The following is a 19,674-nucleotide window of genomic DNA, read 5'->3' as shown; positions in this document are numbered from 1 at the left end:
GGTCCTGGTCTGCGTCGGCGTTCTCGCCTTCGCCGGACTGACCGTGAAGAAGCTGTACCAGGGCCAGCGCTGACCCCCCTCTAGGAACCGCCACTCATGATCGAGATCCCGTCCGAGCTCCACAAGGACCTCGTCCCGCTCGCCTTCCTGCTCGGCAACTGGGCAGGCGCCGGCGTGCACGACTTCCCGGGCTCGGAGAAGTGCAACTTCGGCCAGGAGGTGACCTTCAGCCACGACGGCCGGGACTTCCTGGAGTACGCGTCCCACACCTGGGTCCTGGACAACGACGGCAACAAGGTCCGCCCGCTGGAGTCGGAGCACGGCTTCTGGCGCATCGACGCCGACCGCAAGGTCGAGGTGACGATGGTCCGCGACGACGGTGTCGTCGAGATCTGGTACGGCGAGATGGCCGACCAGAAGCCCCAGATCGACCTGGTGACCGACGCCGTCGCGCGCACGGCCGCCTCGGGGCCGTACAGCGGTGGCAAGCGCCTGTACGGCTACGTCAAGAGCGACCTCATGTGGGTCGGCGAGAAGCAGACCCCCGAGGTCGAGCTGCGCCCCTACATGTCGGCCCACCTGAAGAAGGTCGTCACCCCGGAGGAGGTCGAGCGCTGGGCCAAGGCCCTGCCCGACGACATGCCGGACGACGGGATCGCCTTCTTCAAGTAGAGCAAGTGTTCTAACAGGGCCTCGCGGACCTCGCGGGGCCCTGTTTCGCACCCTCGGAGGGGTTAACAACTTCAGATGCACTGCAATGCGCTTGCAGTGCACTCGCGTGGTGGCTAGAGTGGCGACGTCTTCATGGGGGCGGTTTCGGCAGCATCACGAAACGCGGAACCCCGGCCGCAATACCGCTGCGGCCGGGGTTCCGGAAGCCGTGCTCTGGGCGGCATGCGAAGCAGAGGCGGACCCAGGGCGTACGCCCATGACTTTAACACAGCGCACGAGTGATGGGGGAATCGTGACCAATGACCTACCCGAGTGGCTCCTGAAGGCCTTCTCGAAGCCGCGTATGGCCGCGTACCTCGCGGCGGCGGGCGGTGACGGCATGGTGGCGATGCGTCTGTACTGGTGGAACGTGGCAGCGTCGGCAGCGCTCTTCGGACCGTTGCACTGCCTCGAGGTCACGCTGCGCAACGCCCTCCACGACGTACTGGTACGCGAGCACGGCAGGCCGGACTGGTGGGCGAGCGCACCCCTGAACCGCAACGGCCTCAGGCTCATCGATGAGGCGCGTGCGAGGGGCGAGCGCGACGGGAGGGCTCCCGCGTCGGCCGACGACATCGTCGCCGAGCTGTCCTTCGGCTTCTGGATCTCCCTGGTGAGCGGTGCGCGGGGTTACGACCGCGGATTCTGGGTGCCGACCACGAGGAAGGCCTTTCCCTGCTACTCCGGCCGACGCGCCGACCTGCACGACAGCCTGCTGTCGCTGGTCCGTTTCCGTAACCGGATCATGCATCACGAGCCGGTCTTTCACCGGCACCTGGCCGCAGACCATGCCAAGATCTACCGCGTGCTCGGCTACCTCAGCCCCGAGCTGGCCAAGGAAGTTCAGGCCATGGACCGGTTCCCGGCCGTCCTCGCAGACCGGGGCGATGTGCTGCGCGGTGTCAGGCCGCCTCAGTTCTGAAGGTGGGAGACGCCGTGATCGACAAGGAGCTCGCCGGGATCTTCGTCTCCAGGCCCGACATCGCCCGGCTGGCCGGGGTGAAACGTCCCGCTGTCAGTAACTGGGAGCGGCGCTATCCCGACTATCCCACCCCGGCGCCCCGGGCCGAGGAGAGTCCGGAGCCGGAGGTCTTCCGCGCCGACGAGGTACTGGCCTGGCTGTCCACGCGGACCGTTCCCGCGAACGCCCTGCGACCCGGCGAACCGGTGGGCACCACCTACGGCGACCGGTTCCGGGCCGGACTGACCGGGAGGAAGGCCGGGGGACTGCTCGCGGCGGTCAGGGAACTCACCGGACCGGCGGCGGAGCGCATGCGCGGGCCGATGCCGTTGCGGAGATACCTCAACTGGCTGCTGCACCATGTCTTCGTCGCTGTCGTGACACCCGATGGGGGAGCTCAGGACCGGACGGCGTGGGACGGGCTGGAACAGAACCCGGACCTCGTGTTTCGTGAGGAGACGTACCCGCGCGGCCTCACGACCGCTCTCCAGGAACTCCTCGACCGCAACCCTCCGGGCTCCGCCGAGGAAGGGCGACAGGCGTTCGACCTCGTTCACACCCGCCTGCGCGACGCCGAAGCACAGGAAGGCGGGGACTTCCTCACCCCGCCGTCCGTCAGCCGGGTCATGGCGGGCGCTCTGCACGCCGTCACGCCCCCCGGCGCGGTGCCTCTCGACCCGTACTGCCGGACCGGAGAGCTGCTGACCGCCTACCTCGACACCGTCGCCACGCACGGCGGGAACAGGACGGGGCGGGGACGGGTCCTTGGCGGGGTGCTGCACGAACGCGCGCGGCGGATCGCGTACATGAACATCCTGGTGCATGGCGGGGACGGCAAGGGACTGGGCGATGGTCCGGTCACTCCTGCCCTCTCCCAGCATTACCGGGGAGGTTTCGACGCGGTGATCACCAACCCCCCCTTCGGGGGCAAGATCCCCGGCGACCTCTCACCCCCCGACTACTGGACATACGGGCCGTCGCGCCGGACCGAGTTCGACTGGCTCCAGTACGTCGTCTCCCTCCTCGCTCCCGAGGGGCGGGCCGCGGTTCTGATGCCGGCCGGGGCGGCCTTCCAGGAAGGGGCCACCCGGAACATCCGGGAAGGCCTGATCGCCGACGGGGTGGTCGAGTGCGTGATGGCGCTGCCTCGGCAGCTGTTCGAACTGACGGCGATCCAGACGCACATCTGGTTCCTGCGCGCACCTCGAGGATCGGCACACGACGTGCTGTTCGTGGACGGTGAGCACCTCGGGCACAGCGTGACCCGTACTCGGCAGGCACTCTCCGACCATGACATCGCCGCGCTGGTGCAGGAGTTCGTCTCCTACGACCGCGCAGGGGCGCAGAGCGCGGGGCTGAGCCGTGCCGTGCCCCCCGGCGAGATCGCCGCTCAGCACCACCGGCTCGATCCGGCCCTTTACGTACGGCCCACCGGACTCGCCACGACCGCTGCCGACCCGGCGGACACACTGGTCCGGCTGGCCCGGATCGCCCAGGACGTCGAAGAACTGCACATCCGTGCCCGGGCCGCCGACGACGCGGTGGCCGAGCACCTCAGGAGGTACGGATTGTGAGGGCGAACGAACACCCACCCGCGGACCCGCGAGGTGGTTCCGCCCTGCCCCGCGGCTGGCGTCCGACCCTGCTGAAAGACCTCTGCGTGTCACTCCAGACCGGCCCGGCGGCACACGCACAGGACAAGGGGCACACCCGGGCGGACGGCGGGGTGCCGATTGTCCTTCCGCGTGACCTGCGCGGCCAACGGATCGTCTCCGTCGCAGACCCGGCCGCCGTACCCGCCATGTCCTGGGCGCGGGCGCGGGCGCGTGAGCAGTACCTGCTGACGGCGGGGGACATCCTCCTCACCCGTACCGGCACGGTCGGCCGCGTCGCCCTCGTGACCGGGGAGCACGACGGCTGGCTCTTCCACCCCAACCTGGTCAGGCTCCGGCTCCCCGACGACGGTGCCGCGCAGCCCGCGTACCTCGCGGCCTACCTGAGCTCTCGCAGCGCTCAGGCCTGGATGGACACGCGGGCGGCCGGTGCGGTGATTCCCTCCGTGAGTATCCGGACGCTGGGCGAACTGCCCGTGCCGCTCCCGCCGGCCGCCGAGCAGCGGACCATCGGCGCGACCCTCGCGGCGCTCGACGACAAGATCCGGGCGCACTCCGAGCTCGTCCAAGCGACGGGCGAGTACCGGGACGTGTTGGCCGAGGCGCTGCTGACCGGTGCGCTGGCGGCCGAGCCGTGATCCCCTCCCGCACCGGTCCTACACTGGGCCACGTGGTGAGCACCGACTGGAAGAGCGACCTCAGGCAGCGCGGCTACCGGCTGACGCCGCAGCGCCAGCTTGTCCTCGAAGCTGTGGACACCCTGGAGCACGCGACCCCCGACGACATCCTCACGGAAGTGAAGAAGACGGCGTCGGGGGTCAACATTTCCACGGTCTACCGGACCCTGGAGCTCCTGGAGGAACTCGGGCTGGTCAGCCACGCCCATCTCGGGCACGGGGCGCCGACGTACCACCTCGCCGACCGCCACCACCACATCCACCTGGTCTGCCGCGACTGCCAGAACGTCATCGAGGCGGACGTCAAGGTGGCCGCCGACTTCACCGCGAAGCTCCGGCAGGAGTTCGGCTTCGAGACCGACATGAAGCACTTCGCGATCTTCGGCCGCTGCAAGGACTGCTCTCTCAAGGCTTCAACTACCGAGTCGTAGGCTTGGTCATATGAAGAGCCCCCTGCTGTCCCTGCCCGGCGCCGTCCCCGCCGAGGGCGTGGACGAAAGCGTCGCCGCGCACTACGGCGACCTGTTCCGCGAGCAGCGTGCCCTCGCCGAAGGCACCGGATTCGTCGACCTCTCGCACCGCGGGGTCGTGTCCGTCACCGGCGAGGACCGCCTGAGCTGGCTGCACCTGCTGCTCACCCAGCACGTCAGCGACCTGCCCACGGGCCAGGCCACCGAGGCCCTCATCCTCTCCGCGCACGGGCACATCGAGCACGCGCTGTATCTCGTCGACGACGGCACGACCGTCTGGGCGCACGTCGAACCCGGCACCCAGGGCGCGCTGATCGCGTACCTGGAGTCGATGAAGTTCTTCAACCGGGTCGAGGTCGCCGACCGCACGGACGAGTTCGCGATCGTCCACCTTCCCGCCGGTTCCATCGCCGAGGTGCCGCAGTGGGTCGTCGTACGCGAGACGCCGTACGGCCGTGATCTGTTCCTGCCGCGTGCGGACCTGGAGTCGTACGCCGAGAAGTCCGGTCCCGCGGCCGGTCTGCTCGCCTACGAGGCGCTGCGCGTCGAGCACCACCGCCCCCGCCTCGGCTTCGAGACCGACCACCGCACCATCCCGCACGAGCTGGGCTGGATCGGCACCGCGGTGCACCTCCAGAAGGGCTGCTACCGCGGGCAGGAGACCGTCGCCCGCGTGCAGAACCTCGGCAAGCCCCCCCGCCGCCTGGTCTTCCTGCACCTGGACGGCAGCGAGGTGCACCTGCCGCCCGCCGGCGCCGACATTCGGCTCGCGGACGAGGGGCCCGACGGCCGCAAGATCGGTTTCGTGACGACGTCCGTACGGCACCACGAGCTCGGCCCGGTCGCGCTCGCCCTGGTCAAGCGGAACGTCCCCCTGGACGCGCGGCTGATGGCCGACAGCACGGCGGCCGCCCAGGAGGTCGTCGTCGAGCCCTAGGACCTCACCCGGTGGAGTCGGGGGCTCACATCTCCAGCAGGACCGTGAACGGGCCGTCGTTCGTCAGGGACACCCGCATCTGCGCACCGAAGCGCCCGGTGGCCACCGTCGCGCCCAGGGCACGGAGCTGGGCGACGACCTCGTCGACGAGGGGCTCGGCGATGTCGCCGGGGGCGGCGGCGTTCCAGGTGGGGCGGCGGCCCTTGCGGGCGTCGCCGTACAGGGTGAACTGGCTGATCACCAGCAGCGGGGCGTCGATGTCACTGCACGACTTCTCGTCGTGCAGCATCCGCACCGACCAGAGTTTGCGGGCCAGTTGGGCCGCCTTCTCCTTGGTGTCCTCGTGAGTGACCCCGACGAGGACGCACAGTCCCTCGCCGTCGATCCCCCCGACCGTCTCACCGTCGACGACGACGCTCGCGCCGTCCACCCTCTGCACCACTGCACGCATGCGCCCCATCATGCCGGTCCCGCGAGAAGGGGCCGTGTTCGGGTTTGTATGTGATCCTTAACCCCCCATCTGGGGCCGTTCGGGGCCGTTCGGGGGCTCTCGGTCACATAGCGGCCACTTGGGGTGGCACGATGCTTGCACACGCCGGTCGAGGGGACGGTAGAGGCGCATGAGCACACCGAGTACCGGGCAGCACTTCGGGCCCGTCCGCGTTGCCCACAGGGCGGAGCCGGAACCACCCCGGCCGCCCACGCAGCGTACGGACAGCCCCCTGCTGCCCTCCGATCCACCCGAACAGGACCTCGCCACGCTGAGCCTGCCCGAACTGCGCATCCTGCGCCGGGACGCCCAGCGGGACGAGGCCGACCTCAGCTACCTCCGACGGCTGCTGCAGGGCCGTATCGACATCCTCCGCGCGGAGCTGCTCCGCCGGTCCCCGACGGGCTCGGTGCCCGAGCGGCTTCCGGAGGCCTCGGTCTTCGAGCGGCTCCCGGAGATCCTCACCGACGCCCCGGCCCGCCACCGCTCCTCGGCCCGCCACGTCAGGCTGGGCACCCCGCACAGCGAGGAGTACCGGCTGCTGGCCGCCGAGATGCTCGCCGAGGTCGAGCTCTCGGACCTCTGCGCGCGGACCGACCTGGAACTGAGCACCGCGATGGGCCGGCTCGTGCGGTACGAGCAGCAGGTGTCGGGGCGCCGGCAGCGGCTGCAGCGCACGGCGGACGAATGCAGCGGGGAGATCGCCCGGCGGTACCGGGAGGGTGAGGCGCAGGTGGAGGACCTGCTGACCTAGCAACCGTGCGGCCGTCCGGGGTGCGGAAAACAGCGCGACACCCCCACCCCGCCCGCCTACCGTGGCCCCATGAGTGCCCCCGCCGACATAGACGTCCGCCCGATCACCGAGGCCGAGTACCCGGAGTGGCTGCGTGCCGTGCGGGCCGGATTCCTGCGGGAGCCCGTCGTGACGGCGGCGGAACTGGAGGCCCGCAGGGGGCAGTTCGAGCCCGGCCGGTTCATCGGGGCATTCGACGGGGACCGTTGTGTGGCGACCTTCCGTTCCTTCGCGCAGGAGGTGACGGCGGTCGGGGGACGACTCGTGGCCGCCGACGCGATCTCCGCCGTCACCGTGACCGCCACCCACCGCCGGCGCGGTCTCCTGACCCGCATGATGAGCCGGGACCTCGCCGCCGCGAAGGAACGCGGAGACGTCCTGGCCACGCTGATCGCCGCCGAGTACCGGATCTACGGTCGTTACGGCTTCGGCCCCGCCACCTCGGGCACGGAGTGGACGATCGACGTCCCGCGCTCCGGCCTCGACCCCCGTGGCCCGGATCTGGACGGCGGCCGTATCGACATGGTGGACCCCGACGACGTACGCAAGCTCGGTCCCGAGCTGCACGACCGGATGCGCCGGGCCACGCCGGGGGCGATCAGCCGGGACGACTGGTGGTGGCGGCTGAACACGGGTGCCGTGCGCACCGACCCGGCGTGGACCGAGCCGTTCTTCGCGGTGTACCGGTCGGCGGACGGCACGGTCGAGGGGCTGATGGCGTACGACGTCACCGACAAGTGGGCCGACACCATGCAGCCGTCGAACACGGCGAGCGTGCGGAGCCTGATCGCCTCGACCCCGGCCGCCGAGCGCGCGCTGTGGCACTACCTGTGCTCGATCGACTGGGTCATGCGGGTCAAGAGCGGCTGGCGGGCCCCCGACGACCTGCTCCCGCACCTCCTGCCGAACCCCCCGGCGGCCGGGATCACCATGCACGCGGACTGGCTGTGGGTGCGGATCCTGGATGTCGTACGGGCTCTGGAGGCGCGGACGTACGAAGGCGAGGGGGCACTGGTGCTGGAGGTCGTGGACGGGTCCGGGACGGCCGGTGGCCGCTATCGGCTGGACGCCTCGCCCGACGGGGCGTCCTGTACGACGACCACCCGGAGCGCCGATCTCACGCTGGACGTGCGGGAGTTGGCGACGCTGTGGCTCGGGGACGAGTCGGCGGTGCGGCTCGCGGCGCTGGGGCGGGTGCGGGAAGAACGAGTGGGCGCCGGCCGGGGGGCCGACGCCCTGCTGCGTACGTCCAGGCGGCCGTGGTGCCCGGACATGTTCTGACGCTCCTTTCCGGCGGGACGGTGGACGGTGTTCCGGTGGTGCTTTCGCATCCGTAGCGAGCTGTTCAGTTGTGGCTGTGCGGGTGTGTGCGGCTGACGCCGCTGTTCAGTTGTCGGTGTTCAGTTGTGGCTGTGCAGACCGACCGGGCTCCCGGCTCCCCTCCAGGGGGGAGCCCGGTCAGCCGGATCCTGGCCCGGCGGGCGGGCGTCATCCGGACTGGGCGAGCAGCATCACGAGGATGACCGCTCCGATGCCGCCGATCGCGACGTTCTTCGACTTGACACCGATGGTCAGCGCGAGGAGCGCGATGATGCCCATCGCGCCCCACTTCCACTGGACGAGCGCTTCGAAGCCGACAGCGAGGGAGGCGATGGCGACAGCGATGAACGGCATGACGGTCCCCCTTCGGGACGGTGGCTCCTGTCGACCGCCGAGGTGGCCAACCCTGTGAAGCTTTGACCATGTTTCTCAAGGTTGACCAAGTTGGCGACCAACTTCACTGTACTTATCTCCGCTTGGATGCGTCTCATAACCACCTTCCAGTGAACTGCCCAAAGATGGCGGGAAGTTGTAGTGTTTGGTCGTGGACCCGAAACACGCCTCCGTCAATGGACGGAAGAGGTCGCAGCGGCCACAGAGGACACATCGCGAGGTGGCCGACGAGCTCCGCGCCCGGATCCGGTCCGGCACGCTGCGGGCAGGTCAGCGCATGCCCACCCAGGCGCGGCTTGCCGACGAGTTCGGCGTCGAGCGGGGGGTCGTACGGCAGGCGCTGTACCTGCTGCAGACGGAACGCCTGCTCACCAACGTCTCCAAGGGAAGTCCGGCGACCGTCGCCCCCGACCTGGGGCTCAGCAGGGCGATCGCCGGCGCCGGGGCCGCGCCGCAGCCCACGATGGTCACCCTCGGCCCCCGGATCGCCGCCGCCTTCGCCGCCCCGCACGTCGAGATAGACGCCCTGTGCCTGACGTCGGTCTCCCTCAACCTCGCCATCGGGGAGGGGCTGCGTGAGATCCACGCCGGACGACTGAATCCGGCCAAGATCGACGTCCGTGTCCTGCTGCCGGGCCGGGACGTCGACCTCGCCTTCCCGGTGCGGGTGGACGGCCGCGACGGCGACCCGGTCCACGAGCGCTGGCTGGCCCATCGCAACGCACAGGGGCAGGTCCTCCAGCACAACCTCCTGGCCCTGCGGGCCACGCATGGCATCGACGTCCGCGTCTCCTTCCGCGCCCTGCCCTTCACGCCACCGGTGAAGCTGTACCTGCTGAACGGCACGGAGGCGCTCTTCGCGTACTACACGCTGACCCGCCGCAAGGAGGAGATCGACGACGAGTACATGGAGTTGTACGACTCCGAGGGCACTCAGTCGATGCTGTTCGCCTTCGAGCAGGGGGCCGGCCTGCGGGACACCACGTTCGTGGAGCAGTCCCACCTGTGGTTCAACGCACTGTGGGAGACGATCAGTTCGGAGCTCGCGCTCACGAACTGAGGTCTCCCACAGGGGTGGATCCCGGTGTGCTCGGGTCATAGGGCAGGCCCTGCGACCAGCAGAGCGAGCACCACGGCCCCGGTCGAACTGATCGCGGGGTTCTTGGCCTTGATGCCGATGGTGAGCAGGAGCATCCCGATGATGCCGCTGGCACCGTACTTCCATTGCAGGGTCTGTTCGACGCCGACGACGAAGACGGCGGAGAGGAGGGCGAGGGCCGGCATGGTGGTTCCCCCTTCGGGCATCGGGCGGGCGAGGCGGGCAGTGCGGAGGCAAAGCGTCCACCAACTCAACCAAGTTGGCAACCAACTCTAACTATGTTGTCCCCACTTGGTGGCAGTTGATAAACAACTTCGGAACAACTCCCCATAGATGGATTGGAGTTGTAACGTTTGGTCGTGACCCAGGAGAACGTGGCAGTGAACGGCAGCAGAAGCTTCTCGCCCCAGGAAATCGCCGACACCCTGCGGGAACGCATCCGCACGGGTGACCTCAAGGCCGGAGACCGCCTCCCCACGCAGGCCGAACTCGCCGAGGAGTTCGGGGTGGAACGGGGCGCGGTCCGCCAGGCGCTGCGCGCACTGCAGGAGGACGGGTTGCTCAGCAACGTGAGCAAGGGGAGCCCGCCGCGGATCGCGGAGGTGCCGGTCACTCAGGGGGGGCCGCAGCCGACAATGGTGGCCCTGGCGCCCCGCCTGGCCGAGGCGTTCGCCAGCCCGCAGGTCCGGATCGACGCGGCCTGCCTGACGGCGGAGACGCTGATGGTGGCCCTGAGCGAGCCGGTCCGCCTCATCCACGAGGGCCGGATCCACCCCGATTCCATCGACGTCCGCATCCTGCTGCCCTCCAGGGACATCAACCTCGCCTTCCCGGTCCCGGTGGAGACCCCGGACGACGACAACCCGGTCCACCAGCGCTGGCTGGAGATGCGCAACGCCCAGGGTCACGTCCTGCGCCACAACCTCCGTTCCCTGCGCTCGTCCCACGGGATCGACGTCAAGGTCACGTTCCGCGCGCTGCCGTTCACGCCGCCGGTGAAGCTGTACCTGCTCAACGGCGTGGAGGCGTTGATCGCGTACTACATGGTCGCGCGCCGGGAGGAGGCCACCGACGCGGGAATGCTCGACATGTACGACGTCCTCGGCACGGAGTCCCTGCTCTTCTCCTTCGACAAGAACGCCGGCCAACGCGACGCCGCGTTCGTGGAGCAGTCCCAGAAGTGGTTCGACGCCCTCTGGGCAACCATCACGACGGACCTGACACTCTCCTAGTGACTCCTGAGACGACGCACACTGAACCAGTGACAGCAGAGACAGCACGACTCGCATCACTGGTCGCCTCCGCTCGGTATGTGCTCTGGGACATGGACGGGCCGATCTGCCAGTTGTTCTCGGGGTATCCGGCGCACCAGATAGCCGGTGAGCTGATCCACAAGATCGACCAGTTGGGCATGGGCGGACTGCTGACCGAGCAGGAACGAATCAGCAACGACCCCCAGGAAGCCCTGCGTGGTGTTCATGAACGACACCGGGGAAGTGACCTGGTTCTCGAGTTGGAGGAGTGGCTGACTCGGCGCGAACTGACGGCTGTTGCCACGGCGATGCCCACGCCGTATGCGGATCCGTTGATCAGGACGTGGTGGTCATACGGCGTCAGGTTTGCGATCACGACCAACAACGCGGCGGTCGCGGCATCGTCGTATGTCGAGAGCCGTCAACTGACGGACTGTTTTCCTTATGTCTACGGCCGTACGCCGAACCTCGACCTGATGAAGCCGAACCCGTACTGCCTGGAACAGGCCATCAAGGCCATGGGGGCTGTGCCCTCGACCACTTTGATGATCGGTGACACTCCCACAGACCTCGAGGCAGCGCAGCGGGCCGGGGTCGCGTTCCTGGGCTACGCGCGTAATAAGGGCAGGGAACAGATTCTGAAGGAAGCGGGCGCCGAGGTCGTTGTGGGCTCGATGGCGCAGGTGCTGAACGCCTTGCGCAGCACATGACCGATCCACAGAGCCCTCATCTCCCCGTCCACTTCGATGGGCCTGAGCAGCTTGCGGTCCCATGGGACTGCTTGTTGCAGAACTGGTTGCCTCTGACTGCTTGATGGGTTTCGTGACCGATGAGGAAGGTACGGTCGCGATGTGCGCGAAGAACGCGGCAAGGGACCCACGATCCTGGCAACGCTGCGGTCCCGTATCGCCGTCAGCGAGTATCCAGTGGGCTGCAACCTGCCCCCGCAGCGTGCGCTCGCCGAGGAGTTCGAGGTCTCGCGCGACACGATCCAGCATGTCCTCAAGGAGCTGACGTCCGAGGGCCTGATCGAGTCCCGACAGGGCAGCGGCTCGAAGGTCCGGGTGAGGCTTCCCCCTCACGTGACAACGCAGTCGAAGGTGTCCCCTGGCCGTACAGCGCTCGGGCCCTTCGTCGACCGTGCCTTTGCCCGACGAGTCGTGGAACTGGACGTCTTCACGTTCACGTCGGAGAGCCTCGACACCCACATGCGGCTCCAGGCCGAGAAGATCCGCAACCGACAGATCGCCGCACCGGAGCGCATCACGCTCCGGATACTGCTGCCTTCCGACACGACCGAGCTGCCGTATCCGCGGGCCAGGACGTCGCGGGACTCCCCCGCCTCCGAAGCGCAGGAACTGGACCGGATCCTGCAGGCACGGACACGGGAGATCATTCGGAGGCACACCTCCTGCCTGCGCGATGCAGTGCGCAACCTCAAGACGGACGGACTGGTGCCCGATGTCGAGGTGCTCGTCCGTGAGGTGCCCCTCGTGCCGACGCACAAGCTGTATCTGCGCCGTGGAGTCGAGGGGCTGATCGGGCCGTACAAGATCGTGGCGCGCACGATCCTGATGGACGACGACACAGAGATCGACGCCTGGGATGTGCTGGGACTGGGCTCGACCTTGATACACCTCGTCGATGAGGAGGGTGACCCCAACGCCGTCGGCTCCGTGTTCATGCAGAGCTGGCAGGAGTGGTTCGACTCCTGCTGGCACCGGTACGACCGCGGGTGAGCATCGGGAGCTGGACCGATGGAGGCGGCCGGAAGTCCTGGGAAGTGAAGAGCGCCCTGCTCGCCGACAACTCGACGACGGAACCACTCTGGACGTCGTCGTTCGACTCGACGTGGTCACTGCCGGCGACGTAACGAAGTGGGCACGCGGGCGTTAAGAACTCCGGCACCTCACAGACATGTCCGACAGATCTCGCTCCAAAGGACGCATCTCGGCCATGTGGAGGGGCGCAAGCCGCTATCGTGTGCATCAATTTTCTCAGATGCGCACTGCTTTCGATTTCTACAACTAGCGTTTCAGGAGCACGGGTGCCGATCGGGGCTTGGCCTGACCGCGGGGGCGAAGTCCGGGATGCCGTTCTTTCGGCGTTTCGCCGGAATGGGTATGTCCGAGAGATCTTCACAGGAGTACTGGTGGAATCCCCCGGCACAGGGGGCGAAGGACTGGCCGAGAGCTGTCCCGCCGGCAAGCCCGTCGACTCCGTGGCCGTCGGCGCGCTGGCCCGGTTTCTCGCACAGCTGACGCTTGTCCGCAAAGAGGCCCTGCCCGCGCTGCCCGCCGAGTGGTCGCGCAACGAGAGGGACAGCAGGGCCTATCTGGACACCCTCGTGCGTCACGCCAAGCGGCGGATGCTCGACCCCAGCTGGACTGCGATTGGTGGGCTGTTCGCCGTACTGGGTGTGCCGGGTGACAGGCTGGTCCGGTTCGCCGAGCAGGTTCCCGCCATGTCCCGCCGGCCCTACGGTCTCCTGCTCACGAACCTTGCCCGGGACAACGTCACCGTCCTGGAGGGCCCCAAGCTCGCGACAGCCGGTCTCGACTGGACCTCGGCCTCGTACGGTGACCCGCTGCACGGTCTCGCCGGTCACGTGGTGCGGATGCGTTACCCCGAGGAGCAGGTGGACGAGGTCGTCCAGGCGTGGGCGGACGAGATGCGGCGCACCAGGCCCCTGGCCGTCAGCGGTCTCGGTCGCGACCTCCCGTACTACGTCGACTTCGAGCGCATCCACGCCGCGTACGACGAGGTGATCCGCGCGGCGAAGTCTCTCGGTGACTCGGTCGAGGACCGCCCACTGCTGGCGGCGGCCGCCGATATCGCTACGGCTCTGCAGCGTGCCGCCGGCCTGCTCGACATGTCCGAGGTCCCGCCCGAGAAGGAGATCGCGGACGCCCTGTTCCGATGGCAGGCCGCGCGCCTCGCGCGGGAGGCCGAGCGGGTGCCGGACACGCTGTTCCAGTGGCGGTGCGACGAACGAGTCGCCGAGCGGGAGGACTTTCCGCTGAGCCTGGTGCGCAGCGCCTTGGCGGTGGAGGGCCTCGCCCCCGCCGACCATGTCTTCCGCGGGACGGCTCACCTCAACACTGTCGTCCGTCTCGAGGGCTACCCGGACCCCGTGGTGGTCCGTCGCGAAACCGCGGCGGCTCCGCGCCGTGAGCAGGGGCTCCTCCCCGAACACGCCGTACTGCAGGTGATCGAGGAGTTCGGCGTGCGGGTCCGGGCGCCGCGCATCCTGGCGCTGGGGTACGACGACCGCGGGCGCCACGTCGCGATCCACACGTACGAGGGTCCCGACGGCCGGGCTCCGCAGCATCCCGTGAACGGGCTGCTGCCCGCCGAGGCGGATGAACTCGTCGACGAACTCGCCGCGCTCGCGACGGTGGATCACTCGTCCCTGCCGTCCGACGAGCCGGAGGGGGGCTTCTACCGCTGGCTGGCCGAACGGCTCGCCGACTTCGTCGCCGCTCTTCCCGCCGAGACTCTGCGGGCCGCCAACCAGCGGGGCCTGCCGGACGACGACCTGCTCCGGCAGATCCTCGGCCGCTACGAGGTGACCGAGCGCACCCCCGTTCTGCTGCACGGCGATCTCAACCCCTGGAATCTCGTGCGGGCCGGGCGCCGGGGCGGGCTGACGATCATCGACTGGGAGATGGGGATGATCGGCGATCCCCTGTACGACCTCGTACGCCATCTGCACCTGACGCCGACGCGGACGGAGATGCGGATGCGCATGTTCGACCGCTGGAGCAGGAAGCTTCCTGCCGGGTGTGTCGTGGGGTGGGATCGGGACTGGCGCGTCTACCGCTGGATCGAGCAGATCCGCTCGGCCTACGTCGACCTGGACCGGATGACGACGGGGGCCGCACTGAGCACGCCGAACGTACGGCGGGCCGTCGACACGTACGAGATGACCCTGTCCGCCGCCAAGGGCTCTCTGGGACTGCGCAGGCGGGCCGTTCCGAAGGCGCCCGCCTCACTCAAGGCGTCCTGACTCCCGAACCCGGTGCGTGGACAGGTGCGTAGGCTCACCCCATGACCGCCCCCGGCCTGCGCCAGCGCAAGAAGCAGCGGATGTACGAGACCGTGTCGGAGATCGCCATCCGGCTGTTTCTCGAGAAGGGCTTCGACGCCGTCTCCGTCGCCGAGATCGCCGCCGCCGCCGAGATCTCCAAGCCGACCCTCTTCCGGTACTTCCCGGCCAAGGAGGACCTCGTCCTCCACCGGATCGCCGATCATGAGGATGAGGCCGCGCGGGTCGTGGCCCAGTCGGACGAGGCGCCTCTTGTCGCCCTGCGCCGGCATTTCCTCGAAGGGCTGGAGCGGGACGACCCCGTCACCGGGCTCAATGATCACCCGGGTGTTCTCGCCTTCCACTCGCTGCTCTACGGCACCCCCGCCCTCGTCGCCCGGGCCCACGGTCACCTGGAACGGCAGGAGGCCGCGCTCGCCGAGGTGCTCGGGGGTGATCTCGACGCGCGGCTGGCCGCGGGGCAGATCATCGCCGTGCGGCGGATTCTCGCGATGGAGAACTGGCGGCGGATGGCCGAGGGGGAGCGGATCGAGGACGTGCGGGGGGATGCCGTGGCCGCGGCCGAGCGGGCGTTCGGGGTGTTGGCGGACGGGCTGCCCTGGCTCACCTGAGTGAGATCAGAGTCAGGGTAAAAAATTTAACCCGGTCTCAATTTTTCGCGTACCCTCGTCCCCATGACCTCAGTCGGCCCCGCTCCGCATCCCGCCCTGAAAGAGTCCCTCCGCCGCGAGCGCGTCCATCACGACCGTTGCCGTGCCGCTCTCGCCGCCATGGTCGACGGGGCCCAGGAGCGGGTCGTCGTCGGTGAGGACGTCTCCGCCTCCGGGGCCGACGCCGAAGTCCTCGGGTACCAGCTGCGCAGTCAGGCCAAGGAGATGCGGGAGCTGCCCGAAGGGCCTCTGTTCTTCGGGAAGCTGGAGTTCGACCGCGGCGACCACGCCGGGCAGGCGTATCACCTGGGCCGGCTGCGGATCACCGAGCATCCCGCCGCCCCGCCCCTCGTCGTCGACTGGCGGGCGCCCGTCTCCCGCGCCTTCTACCAGGCGAGCGCCCGCGATCCCCAGGGGGTCGCCGTGCGGCGGCGGTTCGGGTGGGCGCCGGGGAGCAAGGGGGACTCCGCCGATCTGACCGGGCTGGAGGACGAGCATCTCCGGGACGGCGGGCCGCCGCAGGTCAGCGACATCGTCACCCGGGAGATCGAACGGCCGCGCGTCGGGCCCATGCGGGACATCGCCGCGACCATTCAGCCCGAGCAGGACGAACTCGTACGGAGTGACCTCGCCGTCTCGGTGTGCGTGCAGGGCGCTCCCGGGACCGGCAAGACCGCCGTCGGGCTGCACCGGGCCGCCTATCTCCTCTACACCCACCCGCAGCGCATGCGGCGCGGCGGGCTCCTCGTCCTCGGGCCCAACCGGACCTTCCTCTCCTACATCTCCCAGGTGCTGCCCGCGCTGGGTGAGACCGGCGTTCGGCAGTCCACGCTCCAGGACGAGATCGCCCGCCACCCGGTCACCGCCGCCGACGCCCATCCCACCGCCGTCCTCAAGCACGATCCCCGGATGGCGGAGGTGCTGCGCCGGGCGCTCTACGCCCGTGTGTCGACCGCGCCGGTCGACTCCCTGGAGATCAAGGACGGTTCCTACAGCTGGCGGGTCGGCGCCGGTGAACTCACCCGGATCGTGGCGGACGTACGGCAGGAGGAACCGCCGTACGGGATCGGGCGGGAGCGGGTGCGCAGTCGGGTGGTCCGGAGTGTGCAGTTGCAGGCCGAGCGGCGGGCCGGGCCGCAGAACGGCGCCTGGGTGCAGCGGGTGTCGCGGTCCCGGGTGATCGGGGCGTTCCTCGACACCGTGTGGCCCAAGGCGCGACCGGAGGAGGTCGTGTCCGAACTGCTCGGTGACGGTGCGGGGTTGGCGGTTGCCGCCGCCGGGATTCTCGACGCCGGGGAACAGCGGAACCTGTTGTGGGCGAAGCCGCCGAGGTCGTGGAAGTCGGCGCGGTGGTCGGCGGCCGATCTGGTGCTGCTCGACGAGGTGGCCGGGCTGGTGGAGCACCCTGAGGGGTACGGCCATCTCGTCGTCGACGAGGCGCAGGACCTGTCGCCGATGGAGTGCCGGGCGATCGCCCGCCGGGCCCGTTTCGGGTCGGTCACCGTGCTCGGTGACCTGGCGCAGGGGACCACGCCCTGGGCGGCCCGCTCGTGGCACACCGTCCTGCGCCATCTCGGCAAGCCGGACGCGGCCGTTGTACCGCTGACCATCGGCTTCCGGGTGCCCCAGGCCGTCGTCGGGCTCGCCAACCGGCTGCTCGCGCAACTGGATGTGGAGGTGCCCGAGGGGCGATCCCTGCGTGGGGACGGGGAGTTGAGAATCCGGCCCACCTCCCTGGACGCCTTGCCGGGCGCGGTCGTGGACGCCGTCCGCGAATCGCTCGCGCACGAGGGGTCCGTGGGGGTCGTAGCCGCCGACACCGACGTGGACCGCGTACGGCAGGCCCTCGACGCGGCCGGGATCGCCGCCGCCGGGCCGGACGAGCTGGGGGCGCGGGTGAGTGTGGTACCGGCCGGTGTGGTCAAGGGGCTCGAGTACGACCATGTCGTGGCCGTCGAGCCGGCGGCGATCGCCGAGGCGGAGGAGCGGGGGCTGCACCGGCTGTACGTCGTGCTGACCCGGGCGGTGTCACGGCTGGTGGTGGTGCACGGGCGGCCGCTGCCGTTCTAGCGCGGTGGCGGCCGCCCGGCGGCTGGGTCAGGCGCGGTCGATGAGGGGGTCGATGAGGGGGATCAACTGCTCCTCCTCGTACGTCAGATGGGCTTCCAGCTCGGCGGTGAGGCGGTCGACCTCCGTGCGGACGGATGCGAGGTCCGTGCCGGAGAGCGCCTCCCGCAACTCCTCGACCAGCGCCGCGATGTGCTCGTGCTCGGTGCGCAGGCGGTCGATGGCCGGAGCCGCCTCGGGGTGGCGGTCGGCCAGGAAGGGGAACATCGCCACGTCCTCACCGGTGTGGTGGTTGTGCAGACCCTGGCAGAACGTCAGGCAGTTGACGCGGAGCTGGGGACCGAGGGTGCCGGCCCCGGAAGACAACTCCGTCCGGATCAGGTTGAGTTCGCGACGGAAGGCGTCGTGGACGAGACTGAGGGCCTCGCTGGGGGAGGAGGCGTTGATGTTCGGCGGGCCCGGGCGGGCGATCTCGTGCAGGGCGATCACGGGGAGGACGCGGTCGGTCTTCTCCTGGTACACGGCCCAGCCGCGGTCCGACTCCACGGCCCGTGCGAAGGCCCGGTCCCGCTCTTCGCCCGACAGGACGACCGCCTGCGCCTCGTAGGTGAACACCCCGTTCTCCACGGTCACTTGAGGGTGGGCGACGAGGTTGCGGTACCAGTCGGGGTGGCGGGGCGAGCCGCCCGCCGAGGCGATCACGAGGATGCGGTCGCCGCCGTCGGGGAGATAGCCGACGGGGGTGGTGTGCGGGGTGCCGGTGCGGGCGCCGGTGGTGGTGAGGAGGATCAGGCGGCCGCCCTCGAAGGGGCCGCCGACCCGGCCGTGGTGCGCGCGGAACTCGTCGATGATCTGCTGGTTGAAGTCCTGGACGGAGTGGGTCACTCTCTCTGCTCTCTCTGGTATCCGGTCATTTCCTGGACGACTCAGAGAAAGCGGCGGGCTTCTCGCCCGCCCTGACCTCATTCAGAGGCCGGGCACCCTACTCGCTCACGGCACAAGGCCGACCCGGCAGTCATACACGCACGGTAACGTCCGGGGCATGACCGAGACCACCGAGTTTGCGGACATTCCCACGACCACCCTGGCCGATCTGCTCGGTCGTGACCGGGTCATGGACATGGGGGTCCGGCCGTTGTGGGGGCCGGTGCCGAGGGTCGCGGGCCCGGCATTCACCGTACGGTGCCCTCCCGGCGACAACCTGATGCTGCACGCGGCGATCCACCGGGCACCCGCCGGCTCGGTCATCGTGGTCGAGTCGGGCGACCTCGACCACGCCCTGGCCGGCGGCAACGTGTGCGCGGTCGCGCAGCGGCGGGGGATCGCCGGGTTCGTCCTGGACGGGTTGATCCGCGACCTCGCCGAGGTACGCGAGGCGGCTTTCCCGGTGTTCGCCCGAGGGGTCATTCCGATCCCGGGCACGAAGAAGGCCGTCGTGCCGCTGGGCGGGGGCGTGCGGTGTGGCGGCGTGCGGGTCGAGGCCGGGGACATGGTGGTCGCCGACGAGGAGGGGGTCGTCGCGGTCCCCGCCGCGCGGCGGGCCGACGTCCTCGTCGCCGCCCGCGCCAAGCTGGCGAAGGAGGCGGCCGAGACGCTCGACGCGTGGGAGGCGGCGCATCGGGCCCGTATCGACGAGATCCTCGCGGAGGGCGGGTTCGAGGGGTGAGCGTGCTTCTCTTCCTGGACGTCGACGGGGTGCTGCTGCCGTTCGGGGCGGCGGAGGCGTATTCGCTGTAAGAGCCCGCTTTCCCGTTGCCGGACGCCGTCGCCGGCCATCCGCTGCTGACCCGTGTGGACCCCGCGCTCGGCGCCCGCCTGGCATCGCTGGGCTGTGCGCTGGTGTGGGCCACGACCTGGGGCGAGGACGCCGACGCCGTTCTGGCGCCCTGGCTCGGGCTGCCCCCGCTGCCGCGGGTGGACTGGCCCGACTCGGACGACGACGGAGCGGCCGGCCTGCACTGGAAGACCCGCCCGCTGGTCTCCTGGGCGGCCGGACGGCCGTTCGTCTGGGTCGACGACGAGATCACGGACGCCGACCGGGCCTGGGTGGCGGACCATCATCCCGAGCGGGCACTCCTGCACCGAGTGGATCACCAAGTGGGGCTCACCGAAGGGGACTTCGCTGTGCTGGAGGAGTGGCTGACGAGAGGAGAGCGGTGACCGGACGATATCGAGTGGTCCGCAGAGCCCGC

Annotated in this window: 20 protein-coding genes and 1 pseudogene; 17 read left to right on the top strand and 4 right to left on the bottom strand. The window is 69.5% G+C overall.

What is annotated here, in order from left to right; all coding sequences use genetic code 11:
* Positions 1-96 precede the first annotated feature (96 nt).
* From ABZT06_RS24230 to ABZT06_RS24205, 6 genes are all read left to right on the top strand, one after another.
* A complete protein-coding gene (locus ABZT06_RS24230; RefSeq protein ID WP_355744446.1) occupies positions 97-672 on the top strand; it encodes an FABP family protein in 576 nt (191 codons plus the stop codon).
* Positions 673-964: 292 nt separating this feature from the next.
* Entirely contained in the window at positions 965-1,633 is a 669-nt protein-coding gene (locus ABZT06_RS24225) for a hypothetical protein (RefSeq protein ID WP_355744443.1), read from the top strand.
* Positions 1,634-1,647: 14 nt separating this feature from the next.
* Positions 1,648-3,246, top strand: a complete 1,599-nt coding sequence (locus tag ABZT06_RS24220; protein ID WP_355744440.1) for an N-6 DNA methylase — start codon at positions 1,648-1,650, stop codon at positions 3,244-3,246.
* Positions 3,243-3,923, top strand: a complete 681-nt coding sequence (locus ABZT06_RS24215; protein ID WP_355744438.1) for a restriction endonuclease subunit S — start codon at positions 3,243-3,245, stop codon at positions 3,921-3,923. The genes ABZT06_RS24220 and ABZT06_RS24215 overlap by 4 nt, the downstream gene beginning before the upstream one ends.
* 32 nt (positions 3,924-3,955) lie before the next feature.
* Complete coding sequence (locus tag ABZT06_RS24210; protein ID WP_355744436.1) at positions 3,956-4,393, top strand: transcriptional repressor; 438 nt, start codon at positions 3,956-3,958, stop codon at positions 4,391-4,393.
* Between the two features lie 10 nt (positions 4,394-4,403).
* On the top strand, positions 4,404-5,369 hold the full coding sequence (locus ABZT06_RS24205; RefSeq protein ID WP_355744433.1) for a folate-binding protein: 966 nt from the start codon (positions 4,404-4,406) through the stop codon (positions 5,367-5,369).
* 25 nt (positions 5,370-5,394) lie between these two features.
* Here the strand turns inward: ABZT06_RS24205 and dtd are convergent, their stop codons facing one another.
* A complete protein-coding gene (dtd, locus tag ABZT06_RS24200; RefSeq protein ID WP_355744430.1) occupies positions 5,395-5,820 on the bottom strand; it encodes a D-aminoacyl-tRNA deacylase in 426 nt (141 codons plus the stop codon).
* A gap of 169 nt (positions 5,821-5,989) precedes the next feature.
* Here dtd and ABZT06_RS24195 point away from each other — a divergent pair, with 169 nt between their 5' ends.
* Both ABZT06_RS24195 and ABZT06_RS24190 read left to right on the top strand, forming a co-directional pair.
* Positions 5,990-6,613, top strand: a complete 624-nt coding sequence (locus ABZT06_RS24195; RefSeq protein WP_355744427.1) for an aerial mycelium formation protein — start codon at positions 5,990-5,992, stop codon at positions 6,611-6,613.
* A gap of 69 nt (positions 6,614-6,682) precedes the next feature.
* The gene (locus tag ABZT06_RS24190) at positions 6,683-7,933 is read left to right on the top strand and encodes a GNAT family N-acetyltransferase (protein ID WP_355744424.1); all 1,251 of its coding nucleotides are present in this window, start codon (positions 6,683-6,685) and stop codon (positions 7,931-7,933) included.
* A gap of 207 nt (positions 7,934-8,140) precedes the next feature.
* On the opposite strand, the gene ABZT06_RS24185 is transcribed toward ABZT06_RS24190, so the two are convergent.
* Positions 8,141-8,326 carry a hypothetical protein gene (locus tag ABZT06_RS24185; RefSeq protein WP_355744421.1) on the bottom strand — a complete coding sequence of 62 codons (186 nt, stop codon included), beginning with the start codon at positions 8,324-8,326 and terminating at the stop codon, positions 8,141-8,143.
* Between the two features lie 184 nt (positions 8,327-8,510).
* Between ABZT06_RS24185 and ABZT06_RS24180 the strand changes: the two genes are divergently transcribed.
* Positions 8,511-9,425, top strand: a complete 915-nt coding sequence (locus tag ABZT06_RS24180; protein ID WP_355744418.1) for a GntR family transcriptional regulator — start codon at positions 8,511-8,513, stop codon at positions 9,423-9,425.
* A 35-nt stretch (positions 9,426-9,460) separates the two neighbouring features.
* On the opposite strand, the gene ABZT06_RS24175 is transcribed toward ABZT06_RS24180, so the two are convergent.
* A complete protein-coding gene (locus ABZT06_RS24175) occupies positions 9,461-9,649 on the bottom strand; it encodes a hypothetical protein (RefSeq protein WP_053851924.1) in 189 nt (62 codons plus the stop codon).
* A gap of 168 nt (positions 9,650-9,817) precedes the next feature.
* On the opposite strand from ABZT06_RS24175, the gene ABZT06_RS24170 reads away from it, so the two are divergent.
* The 6 genes from ABZT06_RS24170 (at position 9,818) to ABZT06_RS24145 (ending at position 17,485) form a co-directional block, all read left to right on the top strand.
* Positions 9,818-10,696 (top strand): GntR family transcriptional regulator, encoded by an 879-nt coding sequence (locus tag ABZT06_RS24170; protein WP_355744415.1) that lies wholly within the window; start codon positions 9,818-9,820, stop codon positions 10,694-10,696.
* Positions 10,645-11,427 carry an HAD family hydrolase gene (locus ABZT06_RS24165; protein WP_355744412.1) on the top strand — a complete coding sequence of 261 codons (783 nt, stop codon included), beginning with the start codon at positions 10,645-10,647 and terminating at the stop codon, positions 11,425-11,427. Before ABZT06_RS24170 ends, ABZT06_RS24165 begins: the two co-directional genes overlap by 52 nt.
* Positions 11,428-11,568: 141 nt before the next feature.
* A complete protein-coding gene (locus ABZT06_RS24160; protein ID WP_355744409.1) occupies positions 11,569-12,456 on the top strand; it encodes a GntR family transcriptional regulator in 888 nt (295 codons plus the stop codon).
* A 413-nt stretch (positions 12,457-12,869) separates the two neighbouring features.
* Complete coding sequence (locus ABZT06_RS24155; RefSeq protein ID WP_355744406.1) at positions 12,870-14,726, top strand: phosphotransferase; 1,857 nt, start codon at positions 12,870-12,872, stop codon at positions 14,724-14,726.
* Between the two features lie 41 nt (positions 14,727-14,767).
* Positions 14,768-15,376: a TetR family transcriptional regulator gene (locus ABZT06_RS24150; protein ID WP_355744403.1), complete on the top strand. Its 609-nt coding sequence runs from the start codon at positions 14,768-14,770 to the stop codon at positions 15,374-15,376.
* 63 nt (positions 15,377-15,439) lie between these two features.
* Positions 15,440-17,485, top strand: a complete 2,046-nt coding sequence (locus tag ABZT06_RS24145; RefSeq protein WP_355744400.1) for an AAA family ATPase — start codon at positions 15,440-15,442, stop codon at positions 17,483-17,485.
* Between the two features lie 27 nt (positions 17,486-17,512).
* On the opposite strand, the gene ABZT06_RS24140 is transcribed toward ABZT06_RS24145, so the two are convergent.
* On the bottom strand, positions 17,513-18,367 hold the full coding sequence (locus ABZT06_RS24140) for a nitroreductase/quinone reductase family protein (RefSeq protein WP_355744397.1): 855 nt from the start codon (positions 18,365-18,367) through the stop codon (positions 17,513-17,515).
* A 157-nt stretch (positions 18,368-18,524) separates the two neighbouring features.
* Between ABZT06_RS24140 and ABZT06_RS24135 the strand changes: the two genes are divergently transcribed.
* Complete coding sequence (locus tag ABZT06_RS24135; protein WP_355744394.1) at positions 18,525-19,148, top strand: RraA family protein; 624 nt, start codon at positions 18,525-18,527, stop codon at positions 19,146-19,148.
* A 2-nt stretch (positions 19,149-19,150) separates the two neighbouring features.
* Positions 19,151-19,642, top strand: a pseudogene (locus ABZT06_RS24130) (HAD domain-containing protein).
* Positions 19,643-19,674 lie beyond the last annotated feature (32 nt).

It is taken from the genome of Streptomyces sp. NPDC005483, from assembly GCF_040606035.1.
GTDB lineage: Bacteria > Actinomycetota > Actinomycetes > Streptomycetales > Streptomycetaceae > Streptomyces.
This window is presented reverse-complemented; position numbering and strand designations above follow the sequence as displayed.